This is a genomic window from Streptomyces sp. NBC_01474 (assembly GCF_035918215.1).
Classification (GTDB): Bacteria; Actinomycetota; Actinomycetes; order Streptomycetales; family Streptomycetaceae; genus Streptomyces; species Streptomyces aureus.
On the sequence record NZ_CP109449.1, the window covers coordinates 4,750,403 to 4,766,909 of the forward strand.

The following is a 16,507-nucleotide window of genomic DNA, read 5'->3' on the forward strand; positions in this document are numbered from 1 at the left end:
CGCCCCTCCCCAGTGACGTGGATCACTGAATCACAGGAGTTTGAGCCGTGGGAAGAGAAGGTGATGAGGTTTCGAAGACCGAGAGGCACCTTGTGAGAAGCCTGTGAGCAAGGGGGTTTCGAGCCTGTTTCGGGGCGGGGTGTTTTTGGGGATAGGGAGGGCCGGCAGCTCTTTGTGGGGGCCGGGGAGGTACCTCGTACCTCCCCGGCCCCCACCTCACGCCCGCTTCGACGCCAGCTCGACGACCGTGATGTCCGAGGGCGCGCCCACCCGGACCGGCGGGCCCCACGCACCGGCGCCCCGGCTCACGTACAACTGCGTGTCGCCGTACCGCTCCAGGCCCGCGAGGGTCGGGTTCGCCGCGTCGGCGATGAAGTTGCCGGGCCAGAGCTGGCCGCCGTGGGTGTGACCCGACAGCTGAAGGTCGACGCCGTGCTTCACCGCCTCGTGGATCATCACGGGCTGGTGCGCGAGGAGGACGGCGGCGCGGCCGGGGTCGCGGTCCCCGAGCGCCTTGTCGTAGTCGGGCCCGTCGCCGTAGTTCTCGCCGGTCACGTCGTTCACCCCGGCCAGGTCGAACGCGCCCATCTCCACGCGCGCGTTCTCCAGCGGCCGCAGGCCGATCTCACGGACGTGCTCGACCCACGGCTCGGCGCCCGAGAAGTACTCGTGGTTGCCCGTCACGAAGTACGTGCCGTGCCGGGCCCGCAGCCCCGCGAGCGGCGCGACGGCCGGCGCCAGGTCCTCGACGCTGCCGTCGACCAGGTCCCCGACGACCGCGATCAGGTCGGGCTGCGTGGAGTTGATCGTGTCGACCACTCGCTGGGCGAACCCCCGGCCCAGAACCGGGCCCAGATGGATGTCGCTGACGACCGCGATCCTGAACCCGTGCGCGGAACGCGGCAGCCGGGCCAGCGGAACCGTGACCCGCTTCACCCTGGGCCCGCGCAGCACGCCGTACGCACCGTTCCCGACGATCCCGGTGGCCGCGACCACGGCGGCACCACCGACGACGCGAGAGACGAAGAGCCGACGCGAGGGGTCGGCCGCGGCCGATGGCGTGACGGGCTTGGGCGTGGTGGGGGTTGGGGTGGCAGTTGAGGTTGGGATTGGGGTTGGGGTGGTGGTTGCGGTGGGCTGCTCGTCGGGCTCGCGCGCCGGAACCAGTACGGGCTCCGGCAGGGGCCCCGACTCCGCGCCGCCCGGCGCGGACCCGCGGTCGAGGTAACGCCGCAGCAGGGGGCGCACCACTTCACCCACCAGGACCGCGAGGACCAGATAGATGGAGAAGGCCATCCACAGGAACCCGGGCCAGGACAGAACCTGCTGCAACCAGAACGGCGCACCGGCCCGCTCGCTCGCCACCGCCGCGAACATCAGCAACGGCCCCAGCACGAAGACGACCGTGCCCGCACGGCGCGCGAGACCGGCGCGGGTCGTGGTGTCGCGCACCAGACGGCGCCACGCGTACCAGTGCAGACCGGCGAAGGCCGCGAGCGAGGCGACCCCTGCGATCACTAAGACGGCGATCACGACGCCGCTCCCCCCGTTGCGTTCATCGCGCTGCTCGTAGTGGTGCTCGTAGTGGTGCTCGTAGTGGCGTTCATCTCTGTGTTCATCGCTGTGCTCATCGCGTCACGCACGACGCAGGGCACGCAGTCCGCGGAACCCGATGCCCCCAACCACCGTCCCCAAGACAAAGGAGACAACGGCGAGCGTCAGATGCACCCAGAAGTAGGCGGTCGGGTCGCCGGCGTCGTCGAAGGCGAGCCCACTCCCGTCCTTCCACAGGTTCTTGACGAAAGTGACCCAGATGACCCAGCTCCAGACACCGAAGGCGAGCAGGAACCAGGAGACGGGGCGGCTGAGCTTCATACCCTCAGTATCGCCAGTCCTCCGTCCGCACCGCCGCCGGGGTGGGGAGCAGGAGACACAGGACACCTCGGCGGAGACTTACGGGCCCCAGCCATGTACGTTCACGACCGTGCCTGCCTCGAATGAGTCGTATTTCACGACCGTCTCTGCCAAGACCGAGTCCCCTTTTAAGCGTTCCGGTCTGAAGCGTTCCGGTCCTCGGCGTGCCGGGCGATGGTCCGCCGTCGCCGCCACGGTGGCCGCCTCCGCCACTCTCCTCTCGGTCTGCTGCGCCTCACCCGCGCTGGCCGACGACAAGCCGGGGTCCTCCAAAGGCAAGGCGAAGCCGCCGGCCTCGATGTCGACCGTGGGCGGCGCGCAGCTGGGCAAGCCGGGCACACAGGTGAATCTGGCGAACGGCGCCCCCGTCCTGCCCAAGGATCTGAGCGCACGCTCCTGGATCGTCACGGACGCCGAGTCGGGCCAGGTACTCGCCTCGCACAACGCGCACTGGCGCCTGCCCCCCGCCAGCACCCTCAAGATGCTCTTCGCCGACACGGTCCTCCCCAAGTTCCCCAAGACGCAGACGCACAAGGTCGTCCCCTCCGACCTGGCCGGTATCGGCGAGGGCTCCAGCATGGTCGGCGTCAAGGAGGGCTTCACCTACACCGTCCACGACCTGTGGCTCGGCGTGTTCCTCCGCTCCGGCAACGACGCGGTCCACGTCCTGTCCGCCCTCAACGGCGGTGTCCCGCAGACCGTCAAGGACATGCAGTCCCACGCCGACGAGCTCCAGGCCCTCGACACCCACGTGGTCAGCCCCGACGGCTACGACTTCCCCGGCCAGGTCTCCTCCGCCTACGACCTCACTCTCTTCGCCCGCTCAGGCCTGCAGAAGAAGGACTTCCGCGAGTACTGCGCGACGGCGACCGCGAAGTTCCCCGAGTCGCAGAAGAAGGGCAAGACCACCAGCTCCTTCGAGATCCAGAACACCAACCGGCTCATCACCGGCGACATGGGCCTCAACCCCTACAAGGGCATCGCCGGGGTCAAGAACGGCAACACCACCAACGCCGGCGCCACCTTCACCGGCGTCGCCGAACGCAACGGCAAGGTCCTCCTCGTCACCGTCATGAACCCCGACTCCGGCGAGAACCAGGCGGTCTACCAGGAGACGGCCCGTCTCCTCGACTGGGGTTTCCAGGCCGACGGCAAGGTCACGCCGGTGGGACAGCTCGTCCCGCCCAAAAGCGCCGACACCGGCGGCGCCGACGGCTCCTCCGCCAGCCCGAAGGGCGACAAGGGAGCTGCAGCACCCGACAAGGCGTCGACCGCCCACGCCTCCGTCCAGAACAGCTCCAGCGGCATCGGTATCGCCCTGGCCATCACGGGCGGCGCCCTCGTCCTCCTGGCCGCGGCCGCCTTCCTCGTCAACCGCCGCTGGCCCCTGCCCGAACTGGTACGCCGACTCCCCCGACGCTGACGGGACCCGTCCGGGAGTGCCACCGCTGTCCGGCTCAAGTGCACCGGCGCCGTCTGTCTCAGGCGGCGCCGGCCCGCGCCACCCCCGGCGGCTCCGCCCCCGGCCCGGCCTCGTCCGGCACCTCCGAGTCGGGCTGCCCCCGCGTGGCCGTCCAGGCCGCGCAGAACAACAGCAGCTTCGCCGTGAAGTTGATCCACAGCATCAGGGCCACCGGCGTCCCGAACGCCCCGTACATGCTCTTCGACGCCACCTCCTTCATATAGCTGCCCAGCAACAGCTTCAGCAGCTCGAACCCCGCCGCCCCGATCAGCGCCGCCGTCAACAGCTGCCGCCGATGCGGGTGAACCCCCGGCAGCAGCGTCAGCACATAGAGCAGCAGCAGGAAGTCCGCGAGCACGGCGATCGCGAACGCCACCGCCCTGAGCAGCGCGCCGCCCCATCCGTCATGGGAGATGCCGAGCTCGTCCGCCGTCCACCCGACCGCGCTCGAGGCGAGCATCGACGCCGCCAGCGAGACAAGTCCGGCCCCACCCAGCCCCACCAGGACCCCGGCGTCCGTGACCTTGCGCATGACCGGGTTCTCCTCCGGGTCCTCCAACTCCCAGACGGCGCGCAGACACTCTCTTATCGAGCCGACCCACCCGATGCCGGTGAAGAGCAGCAACGCCCCCGCCACCAGACCCACCGTTGCCGCGTTCGCGACGAGCGCGCCCAGGTCCAACTGGTCGGAGATGCCGGGCACCTGCTCCGCGATCTTGTCCTGGAGCGTCTTCTGCCGCTCCTCGCTGAGCGTGCCGGCCGCGATCGCCGCGGCCACGGTCAGCAGCGGGAACAGCGCCAGGAAGCTGATGAACGTCATCGCCGCCGCGAGCCGCGTCCAGTGCACCTGGTCGAGCCGCTCGTAGGCGCACCACGCGTGCGTACGCATGAGCCGTTCGACGATCGGCCCGACGCCGGGGAGTCTCTTCAGCCAGTCCATGATCCGAGCCTGCCCTCCCTGACCGTTCTCGCACGTCTCGCCGGAATCGCCGCCCCGAAGACAAGGGTCCGAGTACCCCAGAACCTCAGAACCGTGGCCAGCATCATGCCCACCCCCGCCCCGGACACCGTGTCCGCGCGCTGCGACGTGAGCCCGAGCCCGTAATGCGACACGGCGATGCACAACAACTGCACCACCGCACCCGCCACATTGACCGCGAAGAACACCCCGTACTGCCGCAGCCGTGACACCTCGATCGCCGTCCGCCGATAAGTACCGAGCGCGTTCCCCCCGTACGCGACCGTGCAACCGGCCAAGAATGACAGCGACTTGGCGGTGATCGGGCCCCAGCCCGCCGACCCTCGCAGCCACACGAAGAGCCCCAGGTCGACGACGTACGCGCAGCTCCCCACAAGCGCGAACCTCACCAACTCGGGCCCAAGACCCTTCATCCACCACCCCCGAACCCACCACGCCCGCTCCTCCCTCGCGCCCCCACGGGACACGCGCTCCCTGAGCGGGCCGTCCCCCGGCACGCCCTGATCCGACACGCCCTCACTTCCCACGTTCACCAGTTGGCGACCGCGAGCCCGTACATCGCCACCCACACCAGGCCGATCAGGGCCAGCGCTCTGTCCCGCAGAACGACCTCCTCCGGCTCGCCCGCCGTGCCACGGTCGGCGAAGACCGCGTAGCGCAGGACGGCGAGGATGAAGGCCACCATCGACAGCTGTCTCCACGGCAGCAGACTGGTTCGCGCCACCCCGCCTTCCTCCATGGCCCACAGGCAATAGGCGAGAACGGCCACGCCTGCGGCAAGCTGCCAGACGAACCGCAGATAGCCGGTCGTGTACTCCGACAGCAACGCCCGCGTCGCCCCCGCCTTCCCGGCCATCTGCACGGCCTCGGAGTACCGCTTGGCCGACACCATGAACAGTGCCCCGAACCCCGTCGTGATCAAGAACCACCGCGACAGCGGAATCCCCAGCGCAAGCCCGCCGATCATGGCCCGCATCAGAAACCCGATGGTCACCACGACAAGATCGACGACGAGAACGTGCTTGAGGCTGATGCAGTACGCCAGTTGCATCACGACGTAGGCGGTCAACAGCGCCGCTGTCATCGGGTTGCACAAGGTTCTGGCCGCCAGCGGCGCGAGAACCGCGAGCCCACCCCCGACCCCATAGGCCACCGCCACCGGAACGTAGCCCGCGGCCACGGGCCTGTTCCGCTTGACCGGGTGCGCCCGATCGGCCTCGGCATCCCGCGCGTCGTTGATCAAATACACCGCGGAGGCGGCCGCAGTGAACAGGAGGAACACCAGGGCCAGTTGAGCCGCAGCGTGCCACGAGAACAGCTCGCCGGCCGCCGCGGGGGCGGCCACGACCAGCACGTTCTTCACCCATTGCCGCGGTCTCGCCGTCTTCAACAGCCCGGCGGGCAACCCGAACGTCGTCGCCGCACGCGGCCCCGGCACCGATTTCCCTCGCGGCCGGTTCAACAGCGCCGCGGCCGACCCCCGCCCCCCTTGGGCAGACGCATGCACCAACGGCGCCCCGTCTCCAGCTCCCCCCGCGCCCATCGCTTCCTCCACCCCTTCCCTTCGCTCAGTCCGTTCCGTCATCTCCGGGCACCCCCGGCCACCCACCGAGCCCCGAGCCGCGCGGCGACCGCCCCGAGCGCCGCCCCCGCCGCCACGTCCGACGGATAGTGCACCCCGACGACCATGCGCGAGACGCACATCGCCGCCGCCAACGGCGGGACGAGCCGCGCCCCCGCCGGCCGCAACGCCCCGTACACGACCGTCGCAGCGGCCGCCGAAGCTGCGTGCGAACTGGGGAAGGAATGCCGCCCCGCCGTCCGCACGAGCGGCTCCACACCGCTCTCTGCCCCCGGCCGCGGCCGCCGGACGACCCGCTTGATCCCCATGCTGGCCACGTGCGCCGCGACGGTCAGCGCCGTACCGCGCAGCCACGCTCCTCGCCGCTCCCGGTCGACCGCCGCCCCCAACAGCCCCGCGCCGAGCCAGAGCGCCCCGTGCTCCCCGCTCCAGGACAGTGCGCGCGCGGCCGCTGCCACGCGCCGGTCCGTACCGCAGTCGCGCAATGCCGACAGCAATCGGCGGTCCATATCGTCCATGTGGCTCACTCTGCGGGTCAAAACCCGCATAACTAAGACAATTTGGGGTGACACCCATTCAATCACCCATTTCGGTGAGGGCTAGGTTTGTTTGGGGCGAAGGATCTATCTATGGGCGATACGGTCGCGGTCATGGCTGCCGACCCCGCTCCCCCCACCGCCCGCACACCCGCAGTCGCCCCCGGCGTCACACCCCCCGGCCCAGCCGTCCCTGCCGCGCCGTCCACAACTGCGCCCACCTCTGCGCCCGCACCCGCGCTCATCTCGCCGGCCGTCCCGGCACCCGGCACTCCCCCCACCACGTCGCCTTCCCCCGAGTCCGTCCACGACGGCCCCTCCGACGGCATCCTCGACACCGTCCCCATGACCGGCTGGGGTCGCACCGCCCCCACCGCCGCCCGCATCGTGCGCCCCCGCTCCTATGCGGAGGCGGCTGCCGTGGTCCGTGCATGCGGGACGCCGGGCCACCGGGGCAACATCGCCCGTGGCCTGGGCCGGGCCTACGGAGACGCGGCACAGAACGCCGGCGGCAGCGTCCTGGACATGACCGGCCTGGACCGCATCCACGCGATCGACGCGTCCGGTGGGACCGTGCTGTGCGACGCGGGCGTCTCACTGCACCGCCTGATGGAAGTCCTCCTTCCCCTGGGCTGGTTCGTCCCCGTGACTCCCGGCACGCGCTACGTCACGGTGGGCGGCGCGATCGGCGCCGATATCCACGGCAAGAACCACCACGTCTCGGGATCGTTCTCCCGCCACGTGCTCGCCCTGGAACTACTCACGGCCGACGGCGAAGTGCGGATCGTCGAGCGCGGCAGCGAGCTGTTCGACGCGACGGCCGGCGGTATGGGGCTCACCGGGATCATCCTCACCGCCACCATCCAACTCCTCCCTGTCGAAACCTCGTTCATGTCGGTCGACACCGAACGCGCCGTTGACCTCGACGACTTGATGGCCCGCCTCACCGAGACCGATCACCTCTACCGCTACTCGGTCGCCTGGATCGACCTCCTGGCCCGCGGAGCCTCGATGGGCCGCTCGGTACTGACCCGCGGTGATCACGCTCCGCTGGATGCCGTTCCTGCACGGGCGCGCAGGGCGCCACTGACGTTCCGCCCCAGGCAGCTTCCGGCCGCACCCGGATTCGTACCCGAAGGACTCCTGGGCCGCAGGACCGTCGGCCTCTTCAACGAACTCTGGTACCGCAAGGCCCCCACGTCGCGCGTCGGCGAGATCCAGCGGCTCTCCCCCTTCTTCCACCCCCTCGACGGCGTACCGCACTGGAATCGCATCTACGGACGCAGCGGATTCGTCCAGTACCAATTCGTCGTCGGATATGGCCAGGAGGAAGCACTTCGCCGCATCGTGCAGCGCATCTCCGAGCGCCGGTGCCCCTCCTTCCTGGCGGTCCTCAAGCGCTTCGGCGACGCGGATCCCGGCTGGCTGTCGTTTCCCATGCCCGGCTGGACGCTGGCCCTCGACATTCCCGCGAACCTGCCAGGACTCGGCGTGTTCCTCGATGAACTCGACGAGGAGGTGGTCGCGGCTGACGGACGCATCTACCTCGCCAAGGACTCGCGGCTGAGGCCTGAGCTGCTCTCGGCGATGTATCCCCATCTCGATGAATTCCGCTCCCTGCGAGCCCAGCTGGACCCGCGAGGCGTGTTCCGCTCGGATCTGTCCCGGCGCCTCGGACTCTGACCGAAATAGGAACGAGTGCCCTGACCGGACCCTCGCGCTTACCGACAGTCCCGCTGCCCCGCATCGCACGCACGTCGTATACCCCTCACCCGGCACGGCCCCTCCGCACCGATTCACTTTTGGTACACCGCTCGGGCCGTCCGGGTTCCCATCCCACCCCCACCGATTTCGGTCCCGCCCATTTGGAGTTTGGTTCTCATGAAGGACGCCTTCGGCACCCCCCAGTCCTTGCTCGTCCTCGGCGGCACCTCCGAGATCGCGCTCGCCACCGCGCGGCGCCTCGTGGCCCGGCGGACCCGAACGGTGTGGCTGGCCGGCCGCCCGTCCCCCGCCCTCGACCGTGCGGCCGCCGAACTCCGCGACATGGGCGCCGACGCCCGTACCGTCGCCTTCGACGCGCTCGACTCCGAGGCGCACGAGGTGACGCTGGGCAAGGTGTTCGCCGAGGGCGACATCGACATGGTGCTGCTGGCGTTCGGGATCCTCGGCGACCAGGCCCGCGACGAGGACGAGCCGCTGGCCGCGGTGCGCGTCGCGCAGACCAACTACACAGGCGCCGTATCGGCGGGCCTCATCTGCGCCCGCGCCCTGCAGTCCCAGGGCCACGGCTCGCTGGTGGTGCTCTCGTCGGTCGCGGGTGAGCGGGCCCGCCGGTCCAACTTCATCTACGGGTCGAGCAAGGCCGGCCTGGACACCTTCGCGCAGGGCCTCGGCGACGCGCTGCACGGCACCGGCGTGCATGTGATGGTCGTACGCCCCGGCTTCGTACGGTCAAAGATGACGGCGGGCATGGCGGAGGCACCCATGGCCACCACCCCGGAGGCGGTGGCACAGGCCATCGAGACGGGACTCAGGCGCCGGTCGGAGACCGTGTGGGTGCCGGGGGCCCTGCGCGTGGTGATGTCGGCGCTGCGGCATGTCCCGCGTCCGGTGTTCCGGCGCCTGCCGATGTAGGCCGTGTCGCACAGCGTCCGGCCGACTCGCTGCGCGTCAGCGAGCCGGCTGTCGGCCCCGCTTCGAGCGGTCGGGGCCCTGCGCGGGAACTGCCGGGCCGCCGAAGGGGAACTCGCGCAACTTGCGCCAGATACCGTCGGCTCCCTGCTCGTACAGCGCGAACCCGGTGCACGGCCAGGCCGCCTCGTACCCGGCGAGCTCCGTGTACGCCCGGTCCATCGCTTCCTCCGCGATGCCGTGCGCCACCGTGACGTGCGGGTGATAGGGAAACTGCAGCTCGCGCGCGACCGGACCGGACGTGTCACGGACCTGCTTCTGCAGCCTCGTACAGGCCTCGGCGCCCTCGACGACCTGTACGAACACAACGGGAGACAGCGGACGGAAGGTTCCCGTCCCCGCGAGCCGCATCGCGAAGGTCCGCCCCGCGGCGGCGACCGCCTCGAGATGGTCCTCGACCGAAGGCAGCGACCTGTCCTCCACCTCGGTCGGCGGGAGCAGAGTGACGTGCGTGGGGATGCCGTGCGCAGCGGGGTCACCGAAGCCCGCGCGCCGCTCCTGGAGCTGGCTGCCGTGTGGCTCCGGGACCGCGATCGAAACGCCGATCGTTACGGTCCCCACGTCGTACTCCTGTCGTCGTGTGGCGGTAAGGCGGTTCAGACGGGCTGGGGCTCAGTGCTTCGCGGGCAGCAGTCCGACCTTGTCGTAAGCCTGGGCGAGGGTTTCGGCGGCGACAGCACGCGCCTTCTCCGCGCCCTTGGCCAGGATCGAGTCGAGCGTCTCCGGGTCGTCCAGGTACTCCTGGGTACGGGTCCGGAACGGTGTCACGAAGTCCACCATGACCTCTGCCAGGTCCGTCTTGAGCGCACCGTACATCTTGCCCTCGTAGTTCTGCTCCAGTTCCGGGATACCTGTGCCGGTGAGGGTGGAGTAGATGGCGAGGAGGTTGCTGACGCCCGGCTTGTTCGCCGGATCGAACCGGATCACGGTGTCGGTGTCGGTGACCGCGCTCTTGACCTTCTTGGCGGTGGTCTTCGGCTCGTCGAGAAGGTTGACGAGCCCCTTCGGTGTCGACGCCGACTTGCTCATCTTGATCGACGGGTCCTGGAGGTCGTAGATCTTCGCCGTTTCCTTGAGGATGTACGGCGCCGGGACCGTGAAGGTCTCGCCGAAGCGGCCGTTGAAGCGCTCGGCGAGGTCGCGCGTCAGCTCGATGTGCTGGCGCTGGTCCTCTCCCACGGGCACCTGGTCGGCCTGGTAGAGCAGGATGTCCGCGACCTGGAGGATCGGGTACGTGAAGAGGCCGACAGTCGCGCGGTCGGCACCCTGCTTGGCGGACTTGTCCTTGAACTGCGTCATGCGTGAGGCCTCGCCGAAGCCCGTCAGACAGTTCATGACCCAGCCGAGCTGTGCGTGCTCGGGGACGTGGCTCTGCACGAACAGCGTGCAGCGGTCCGGGTCCAGCCCGGCGGCGAGGAGCTGCGCGGCGGCGAGCCGGGTGTTGGCCCGGAGCTCCTTGGGGTCCTGCGGCACGGTGATCGCGTGCAGGTCCACAACCATGTAGAACGCGTCGTGAGACTCCTGCAGCGCCACCCACTGGCGGACCGCGCCGAGGTAGTTGCCGAGGTGGAACGAGCCTGCGGTGGGCTGGATTCCGGAGAGCACGCGGGGACGATCAGAGGCCATGCTCCTCATTCTCTCAGGTGTCTCTCATTGGTTGGAAACAGGTGGGCGACGGGTGCACGACAAGTGCTGAAACCGTGTACGGAGCGCTGTCGCGCACCCCGTCCGGCGTGTCGCCGGAACCCGGCCACGGAACCCGGCCACGGGACCTGGCTTCGGACCTGCCTCACGGAACGAGTTCGGAAAACCTGTGCGACGGGTGGGAACCGATGCGAGGGGTGCGGTGTATCAACGATGTGAGGACACAGGGGGAGGTCCTGGAGGGGGGCCGCGTCGTCGACGACGAGCGTGCGGTGATCGCTCGCGTGCGCGCCGGAGATGTGGAGGCGTACGCGGTGTTGGTGCGCGCCTTCACTGGGCTGGCGCTGCGGGCGGCCCGGGCCCTCGGGGCAGGAGCGGACGCGGAGGACGTGGTGCAGCAGGCCTTTTTCAAGGCGTACTGCGCCCTGGGAAAGTTTCGGGACGACTCGTCGTTCAAGCCGTGGCTGCTCGCGATCGTCGCCAATGAGACGAGGAACACAGTGCGCTCGGCGGTGCGACAGCGCTCGGTCGTGGGGCGGGAAGCGACGTTGACAGAGGCCGAGCCGCTGATACCCGAGACCACGGATCCGGCGGTCGCGGCCGTCCACGACGAGCGGCGGACGGCGTTGCTCGCCGCGCTCGAGGAGCTGGGCGAGGAGCATCGGCTGGTCGTCACGTACCGGTATCTGCTCGAGATGGACGAGGCGGAGACGGCCGAGGCGCTCGGCTGGCCGCGCGGCACCGTGAAGTCGAGGCTCAATCGCGCCCTGCGGAAGCTGAAGCGGATTCTTCCGGCAGAGCTGGACCCGCGGGAGGGAGGTGATGAGCATGAGTGAACCGCGTCACGAGGACGACGGGAGCCGGCGCCCCGGCAAGGAGCACGGGCCCCGCGCGGACCGTGGGCTGCCGGCTGAGCTGCGGGCGCTGGGCAGGTCCCTGGACGGTCTGGGCCCCGGCGGCGAGTCGATGGCCGAGCGGGTACTGGCACAGATACTCGCCGAATCGGTTCCGGCGCCGGTGGCCGAGCCGACGGCGGACTCTGTCCGGATGCGGCGCGTGCGTCGCTGGATACGGAGGCGGTGGCGGATGCTCACGGCGGGGCTGTGCGGAGTGCTGACCGTGCTCGTGCTCACGCCTCCGGTGCGGGCCGCGGTCACCGAGTGGTTCGGCTTCGGCGGGGTGGAGGTCCGGTACGACCCCTCGGCCCTGCCGTCGCCTGGTGTGCACGTCCCCGGGTGCGGCACGTCGCTGTCGCTGGGTGAGGCCCGACGAGACGCCGGATTCGAACCGCTGGTGCCGGGCGAGCTGGGAATGCCGGACGCCGTGACGGTGACACGGGAACCGAAGTCGCGCTTCTTGATCACACTGTGCTGGCGGGATGACGGGCACACGATCCGACTCGACGAGTATCCGGCGCAGCTCGACATCGGGTACATGAAATCGGTGCGCGTGCAGCCGCACTGGGTCGATCTCGGCCGGGGTACGGGGCTGTGGTTCGCCCAGCCGCATCTGCTCAGCTTCTGGATGCTCGACGGCGACGGCGACCGGTGGACCCGCTCTGAGCGCACTGCGGGCCCGACGCTCCTGTGGACCCGTCGACAGGAGATGACGCTCCGCCTGGAGGGAGTCGGTTCCCGGGAACGGGCGATGGAGATCGCACGGTCGGTACGTAAGCCGGACTCCCTCCGCTGATGTCCGTCGGCCGGGCCGGCGAACTCGATCAACCGAGAACTCGCACACCGAAGTTGGGAACCCGGTCGGGTCGAGCGGTGTACCAGAAGTGAATCGACACGGGCGGGCCGTGCCGGGAGCAGCTGGGGGAACGGATGCGAACAGTACGAAGGGCGGCCGCACTGGCGGTGGCACTGATGGCAGCACTCGCCTCGATGCTGCTGAGCGCGTCAGGGGCGTCGGCGGGCGGACCGACGAGCGTTCTGGTGGTGTCGCCCGAGAGCGGCCAGAGCGCGTCGCTCTACTTCAGTGACAAGAAGTACGGGCCGCTGGAGAGTCTCCTCGGCGAGCCGGACCAGGGGCGCCGGGAGGAGCCGCCCGGCCTGGGAATAGGCGCGGGGCGTCAGCTCAATGTCACATGGCTGGTGCACGACGTGCTGCCGTGGCGGGTCGACCGGGTCTATCCGGACTCGCCGGGCACGAAGGACGTCTGGATACACACAGCGACGCACGTGCCGGACTCCTACAACGGGTACTGGCACAAGGCGCGCAAGCCGGCGGAGCTGCGCGCGCTGCTGAAGGACCTCGGAGTCATGGGCGCGCGGTCCGAAAAGGGCGGGAGTCCGATCTTCCCGGTGCCCTGGCAGTCGCCGGACCGGTCCAAGGAAGCCCTCGGTGGAGCTCCAGCTCCGGCAGCCGACGGTCGCGATGCCGGGCCTTCCGAAGGCGCTCGGGCCTCGGCAGTCGGGTCTCACGGCGGGGTGGACTGGTGGTGGGCGATACCGGGTCTGGTGGCGGGTGCCGCGCTGGCTCTGGTGCTGCGGCCCTTGGCCGACAGGCTGCCGGGTCGTCACGCATCGGGCGGGACCCCGCCCGATGCGGGACCACGGCAGCAGCTGATCGATTCCTGAGGGTCGCTCTCCAGCTCTCACGGCTGGGGGAGCGCACTGACCGGCCCGTCGGTGCGGCCGGTGACGGGCCGGTCAAGCGATCAGGTGAGGTCGATCTCCGGGTAGAGCGGGAAGCCGCTCAGCAGGTCGGACGCTCGCGCGGAGACCTCGTCGGAGATCTTCTCGTCCAGGACGTGCTGCGCCTTGGAGGGCGCGCCCTTGCTGGTGGTGCCCGCTTCGGCGGCGGTGAGCACGCGGTCGATGAGGCCGGCGACCTCGTCCATCTCCGCGGTGCCCAGGCCACGGGTGGTCAGGGCAGGGGTGCCGATACGAATGCCGGACGTGTACCAGGCGCCGTTCGGGTCGGAGGGGATGGAGTTGCGGTTGGTGACGATGCCGGAGTCGAGGAGCGCGTTCTCGGCCTGGCGGCCGGTGAGCTCGTAGGAGGTGGCGACATCGATCAGGTTGAGGTGGTTGTCCGTGCCGCCCGTGACGAGGGTGGCGCCACGGCGGGTCAGGCCCTCGGCGAGGGCACGGGCGTTGTCGACGACGGACTGGGCGTAGTCGCGGAACTCGGGACGGCGGGCCTCTGCCAGGGCGACGGCCTTGGCGGCCATGACGTGCGGCAGCGGACCGCCGAGGACCATCGGGCAGCCGCGGTCGACCTGGTCGGCGAGCGAGTCGTCGCAGAGCACCATGCCGCCGCGCGGGCCGCGCAGCGACTTGTGCGTCGTGGTGGTGACGATCTGGGCGTGCGGCACCGGGTCGAAGTCGCCGGTGAGGACCTTGCCGGCGACCAGGCCCGCGAAGTGCGCCATGTCGACCATGAGGGTCGCCCCGACCTCGTCGGCGATCTCGCGCATGATGCGGAAGTTCACCAGGCGGGGGTACGCGGAGTAGCCGGCCACGATGATCAGCGGCTTGAAGTCGCGGGCCATGGCGCGCAGGGCTTCGTAGTCGACGAGGCCGGTCTGCGGATCGGTGCCGTAGCTGCGCTGGTCGAACATCTTGCCGGAGATGTTCGGGCGGAAGCCGTGGGTGAGGTGGCCGCCGGCGTCCAGGGACATGCCGAGCATGCGCTGGTTGCCGAAGGCCTGACGGAGCTCGGCCCAGTCGGCGTCGGAGAGGTCGTTCACGTTGCGGACGCCGGCCAGCTCCAGGGCGGGTGCCTCGACGCGCTGGGCGAGGACGGCCCAGAAGGCGACGAGGTTGGCGTCGATACCGGAGTGCGGCTGTACATAGGCGTGGCGGGCGCCGAAGAGCTCGCGGGCGTGTTCGGCGGCGAGGGCCTCGACGGTGTCGACGTTGCGGCAGCCGGCGTAGAAGCGGCGGCCGACGGTGCCCTCGGCGTACTTGTCGCTGAACCAGTTACCCATCGCGAGGAGGGTGGCCGGGGACGCGTAGTTCTCGCTGGCGATCAGCTTGAGCATCTCGCGCTGGTCGGCGATCTCCTGGCCGATGGCGTCGGCCACGCGGGGCTCGACAGCCCGGATCACGTCGAGGGCGCTGCGGAACGCTACGGATTCGGTGGAGAGGGTGGGCTCTGACATGACTGACCTCCGGACGGATGGGACCTCCCCTGCTCGAGCGAGGTCGAGAGCAGGAGGTTCACGGGTCGGCCCAGGCGCACGGCACACAGTTCACAGGCCGCTCCCCGATGGTCGGTCCCATCCCAGCGCGCCAGTCACGGCCCTGCGGGCCACACTACCGGGCGCGCCGCAGGACGAGGTTTCCAGGTCCACGATGCGAGCGACGATAGGAAGAGGCCACAAGCCCACGTCTTCGCGCCATCAGAGCTGTAAGAACGGAGATCCCGTGACTGCTGTGACTCCTCCGAATGCCGCAACGGAAGCCTTCATCACCGCGTCCGAAGCGCACAGTGCGCACAACTACCATCCGCTGCCCGTCGTGGTCGCCACGGCGGAGGGCGCGTGGATGACGGATGTCGAAGGGCGCCGGTACCTCGACATGCTCGCAGGCTACTCAGCGCTCAACTTCGGCCATGGGAACCAGCGGCTCATCGAGGCCGCCAAGGCGCAGCTGGAGCGGGTGACGCTGACGTCCCGCGCCTTTTATCACGATCGGTTCTCCGCATTCTGCACCCAGCTCGCGGAGCTGTGCGGCATGGACATGGTGCTGCCGATGAACACAGGGGCGGAGGCGGTCGAGACCGCCGTAAAGACGGCGAGGAAGTGGGGGTACCAGGTCAAGGGGGTGCTCGACGGCAGAGCGAAGATCGTCGTGGCGGGCAACAACTTCCACGGACGCACCACGACGATCGTCAGCTTCTCCACGGACCATGAGGCGCGCGCGGACTTCGGTCCTTACACGCCGGGGTTCGAGATCGTGCCGTACGGCGATCTGACGGCGCTGCGCGGCGCTGTCACCGAGAACACCGTCGCGGTGCTGCTCGAACCGATCCAGGGCGAGGCCGGTGTCCTCGTACCGCCGGCCGGATATCTTCCGGCGGTAAGGGAGTTGACCCGCGAGCGGAACGTGCTGTTCATCGCGGACGAGATCCAGTCGGGGCTCGGGCGGACGGGGCGGACGTTCGCCTGTGAGCACGAGGGCGTGGTGCCTGACATGTACGTGCTGGGCAAGGCGCTCGGCGGTGGGGTCGTGCCGGTGTCGGCGGTGGTGTCCAGCCGCGAGGTGCTCGGGGTGTTCAAGCCGGGCGAGCACGGATCGACGTTCGGCGGGAATCCGCTGGCGTGTGCGGTGGCGCTCGAGGTCATCGCGATGCTGCGCACCGGGGAGTTCCAGCAGCGGGCGGCCGAGCTGGGCGAGCATCTCCACGCGGAGCTCGGGCTGCTGACGGGCACGGGCAAGGTGACGCAGGTGCGGGGACGCGGGCTGTGGGCGGGGGTCGACATCGATCCGTCGTACGGGACGGGAAGAGAGATCTCGGAGAAGTTGATGGCCAAGGGCGTCCTGGTCAAGGACACCCACGGCAGCACGATCAGGATCGCTCCCCCTCTGATGATCAGTAAGGAGGACCTGGACTGGGGGCTCGACCAGCTCCGGGCGGTCCTGGCGGTCTGACGGCGGTGCGCCTCCGGCGCACGGGCGGCCGACTCGTGGTCCGGCCACTCACGGGAGCACCACCGGACGGGGAGCCGCTCACGGAGCCACCGG

At 69.7% G+C, this 16,507-nt stretch carries 16 protein-coding genes and 1 riboswitch; of the genes, 7 read left to right on the plus strand and 9 right to left on the minus strand.

Annotated elements, in window-relative coordinates:
• Positions 1-216: 216 nt before the first annotated feature.
• Positions 217-1,533 (minus strand): metallophosphoesterase, encoded by a 1,317-nt coding sequence (locus OG758_RS21695; protein ID WP_326711528.1) that lies wholly within the window; start codon positions 1,531-1,533, stop codon positions 217-219.
• A gap of 102 nt (positions 1,534-1,635) precedes the next feature.
• A complete protein-coding gene (locus tag OG758_RS21700; RefSeq protein ID WP_227296876.1) occupies positions 1,636-1,875 on the minus strand; it encodes an SCO4848 family membrane protein in 240 nt (79 codons plus the stop codon).
• On the opposite strand from OG758_RS21700, the gene OG758_RS21705 reads away from it, so the two are divergent.
• Positions 1,814-3,337, plus strand: coding sequence for a D-alanyl-D-alanine carboxypeptidase (locus OG758_RS21705; protein ID WP_326711529.1), 1,524 nt, complete (start codon positions 1,814-1,816; stop codon positions 3,335-3,337). The two genes, OG758_RS21700 and OG758_RS21705, sit on opposite strands and share 62 nt — an antisense overlap.
• Positions 3,338-3,395: 58 nt before the next feature.
• Here OG758_RS21705 and OG758_RS21710 read toward each other — a convergent pair whose 3' ends face one another.
• The 4 genes from OG758_RS21710 to OG758_RS21725 form a co-directional block, all read right to left on the minus strand.
• Entirely contained in the window at positions 3,396-4,316 is a 921-nt protein-coding gene (locus tag OG758_RS21710; RefSeq protein ID WP_326711530.1) for a YihY/virulence factor BrkB family protein, read from the minus strand.
• Entirely contained in the window at positions 4,304-4,768 is a 465-nt protein-coding gene (locus OG758_RS21715) for a GtrA family protein (RefSeq protein ID WP_326711531.1), read from the minus strand. The genes OG758_RS21710 and OG758_RS21715 overlap by 13 nt, the downstream gene beginning before the upstream one ends.
• A gap of 116 nt (positions 4,769-4,884) precedes the next feature.
• The gene (locus tag OG758_RS21720; protein WP_382060089.1) at positions 4,885-5,940 is read right to left on the minus strand and encodes a decaprenyl-phosphate phosphoribosyltransferase; all 1,056 of its coding nucleotides are present in this window, start codon (positions 5,938-5,940) and stop codon (positions 4,885-4,887) included.
• Positions 5,937-6,455, minus strand: coding sequence for a phosphatase PAP2 family protein (locus tag OG758_RS21725; RefSeq protein WP_326711533.1), 519 nt, complete (start codon positions 6,453-6,455; stop codon positions 5,937-5,939). The genes OG758_RS21720 and OG758_RS21725 overlap by 4 nt, the downstream gene beginning before the upstream one ends.
• Before the next feature lie 363 nt (positions 6,456-6,818).
• On the opposite strand from OG758_RS21725, the gene OG758_RS21730 reads away from it, so the two are divergent.
• Together OG758_RS21730 and OG758_RS21735 are read left to right on the plus strand one after the other, a co-directional pair.
• Positions 6,819-8,156 carry an FAD-binding oxidoreductase gene (locus OG758_RS21730; protein WP_326715992.1) on the plus strand — a complete coding sequence of 446 codons (1,338 nt, stop codon included), beginning with the start codon at positions 6,819-6,821 and terminating at the stop codon, positions 8,154-8,156.
• A gap of 198 nt (positions 8,157-8,354) precedes the next feature.
• Positions 8,355-9,110: a decaprenylphospho-beta-D-erythro-pentofuranosid-2-ulose 2-reductase gene (locus OG758_RS21735; RefSeq protein ID WP_326711534.1), complete on the plus strand. Its 756-nt coding sequence runs from the start codon at positions 8,355-8,357 to the stop codon at positions 9,108-9,110.
• 36 nt (positions 9,111-9,146) lie between these two features.
• Here the strand turns inward: OG758_RS21735 and OG758_RS21740 are convergent, their stop codons facing one another.
• Entirely contained in the window at positions 9,147-9,728 is a 582-nt protein-coding gene (locus OG758_RS21740; protein WP_326711535.1) for a 2'-5' RNA ligase family protein, read from the minus strand.
• Positions 9,729-9,779: 51 nt separating this feature from the next.
• Entirely contained in the window at positions 9,780-10,793 is a 1,014-nt protein-coding gene (gene trpS, locus OG758_RS21745) for a tryptophan--tRNA ligase (RefSeq protein ID WP_116510850.1), read from the minus strand.
• A gap of 206 nt (positions 10,794-10,999) precedes the next feature.
• Between trpS and OG758_RS21750 the strand changes: the two genes are divergently transcribed.
• From OG758_RS21750 to OG758_RS21760, 3 genes are all read left to right on the plus strand, one after another.
• The gene (locus OG758_RS21750; RefSeq protein ID WP_326711536.1) at positions 11,000-11,647 is read left to right on the plus strand and encodes an RNA polymerase sigma factor; all 648 of its coding nucleotides are present in this window, start codon (positions 11,000-11,002) and stop codon (positions 11,645-11,647) included.
• Positions 11,640-12,503, plus strand: a complete 864-nt coding sequence (locus OG758_RS21755; protein ID WP_326711537.1) for a hypothetical protein — start codon at positions 11,640-11,642, stop codon at positions 12,501-12,503. The genes OG758_RS21750 and OG758_RS21755 overlap by 8 nt, the downstream gene beginning before the upstream one ends.
• A 176-nt stretch (positions 12,504-12,679) precedes the next feature.
• Entirely contained in the window at positions 12,680-13,393 is a 714-nt protein-coding gene (locus tag OG758_RS21760) for a hypothetical protein (RefSeq protein WP_326711538.1), read from the plus strand.
• Positions 13,394-13,473: 80 nt separating this feature from the next.
• On the opposite strand, the gene OG758_RS21765 is transcribed toward OG758_RS21760, so the two are convergent.
• Positions 13,474-14,922, minus strand: coding sequence for a glycine hydroxymethyltransferase (locus tag OG758_RS21765; protein WP_326711539.1), 1,449 nt, complete (start codon positions 14,920-14,922; stop codon positions 13,474-13,476).
• 61 nt (positions 14,923-14,983) lie between these two features.
• Positions 14,984-15,070: riboswitch (ZMP/ZTP riboswitch) on the minus strand.
• A gap of 117 nt (positions 15,071-15,187) precedes the next feature.
• Here OG758_RS21765 and rocD point away from each other — a divergent pair.
• The gene (rocD, locus tag OG758_RS21770) at positions 15,188-16,414 is read left to right on the plus strand and encodes an ornithine--oxo-acid transaminase (RefSeq protein WP_372563808.1); all 1,227 of its coding nucleotides are present in this window, start codon (positions 15,188-15,190) and stop codon (positions 16,412-16,414) included.
• The last annotated feature ends 93 nt before the right edge of the window (positions 16,415-16,507 follow it).

Bases quoted from the DNA above. Each gene is read 5' to 3' on its own strand.
- OG758_RS21705 (WP_326711529.1), top strand. From the start codon at position 1,814: ATGACCCAGCTCCAGACACCGAAGGCGAGCAGGAACCAGGAGACGGGG.
- OG758_RS21700 (WP_227296876.1), bottom strand. From the start codon at position 1,875: ATGAAGCTCAGCCGCCCCGTCTCCTGGTTCCTGCTCGCCTTCGGTGTC.
- OG758_RS21710 (WP_326711530.1), bottom strand. From the start codon at position 4,316: ATGGACTGGCTGAAGAGACTCCCCGGCGTCGGGCCGATCGTCGAACGG.
- OG758_RS21715 (WP_326711531.1), bottom strand. From the start codon at position 4,768: ATGAAGGGTCTTGGGCCCGAGTTGGTGAGGTTCGCGCTTGTGGGGAGC.
- OG758_RS21720 (WP_382060089.1), bottom strand. From the start codon at position 5,940: ATGACGGAACGGACTGAGCGAAGGGAAGGGGTGGAGGAAGCGATGGGC.
- OG758_RS21725 (WP_326711533.1), bottom strand. From the start codon at position 6,455: ATGGACGATATGGACCGCCGATTGCTGTCGGCATTGCGCGACTGCGGT.
- OG758_RS21730 (WP_326715992.1), top strand. From the start codon at position 6,819: ATGACCGGCTGGGGTCGCACCGCCCCCACCGCCGCCCGCATCGTGCGC.
- OG758_RS21735 (WP_326711534.1), top strand. From the start codon at position 8,355: ATGAAGGACGCCTTCGGCACCCCCCAGTCCTTGCTCGTCCTCGGCGGC.
- trpS (WP_116510850.1), bottom strand. From the start codon at position 10,793: ATGGCCTCTGATCGTCCCCGCGTGCTCTCCGGAATCCAGCCCACCGCA.
- OG758_RS21750 (WP_326711536.1), top strand. From the start codon at position 11,000: ATGCGAGGGGTGCGGTGTATCAACGATGTGAGGACACAGGGGGAGGTC.
- OG758_RS21755 (WP_326711537.1), top strand. From the start codon at position 11,640: ATGAGTGAACCGCGTCACGAGGACGACGGGAGCCGGCGCCCCGGCAAG.
- OG758_RS21760 (WP_326711538.1), top strand. From the start codon at position 12,680: ATGGCAGCACTCGCCTCGATGCTGCTGAGCGCGTCAGGGGCGTCGGCG.
- OG758_RS21765 (WP_326711539.1), bottom strand. From the start codon at position 14,922: ATGTCAGAGCCCACCCTCTCCACCGAATCCGTAGCGTTCCGCAGCGCC.